Source organism: Actinoplanes sp. GCM10030250, assembly GCF_042666575.1.
Lineage (GTDB): Bacteria > Actinomycetota > Actinomycetes > Mycobacteriales > Micromonosporaceae > Actinoplanes.
In genome coordinates this window covers 1-521 of sequence record NZ_JBHTDO010000135.1, presented here as the reverse complement: position 1 = coordinate 521, position 521 = coordinate 1, and the positions used below count along the sequence as shown (strand labels likewise).

Annotated in this window: 1 protein-coding gene; it reads right to left on the bottom strand. The window is 69.9% G+C overall.

All coding sequences use genetic code 11. From position 1 onward, the window contains the following. Positions 1-41 precede the first annotated feature (41 nt). A partial coding sequence (locus ACFQV6_RS44405) for a hypothetical protein (RefSeq protein ID WP_378033767.1) occupies positions 42-521 on the bottom strand: 480 nt, incomplete at its 5' end.

The window sequence follows — 521 nt, the reverse complement described above, 5'->3', positions numbered from 1 at the left end:
ACACCCCCGACCGCGCGAGCGCGCTCACCGCTGCCCTCATCTCACAGCGCCGCACGGCCAGCTGATGGCGATACCCCGATTCGGCGCAACGCCAGCCACAACCCCGTCGGCCACCGGTTCGGGTCCGGCTCAGGCGAGAACCACAGCGCCGACTCCAGTTCGGTGGTGCTCATCAGCGGCACCGGGTCACCCACCGGGAAACCCACCATGCCAGCGGATCCGAGGTATGCGCCGCGCTGGTCGACCACCAACACCCGATCAGCAGCGGCGACGAGCTCGGCGTCGAGCTCGGCCACGCTCCACACCAACGGCGGCTCGATCAACCCGCGCGGCGGGTCGGTGATCGGCGGCACCGGCACCGGCGCGGAGAGCACATGCGACGCATGCGATTCCAGATCACGCGCGGCGATATCGGAATTGCGTTTGCCGCCCGCCTTCCACAACCGGTCTGCGATCGACGCGCCGGTGCGGGTCACGGTGATCGAGGGGAGCTCGCCGAGGTGCTCCACGCACCACACCAG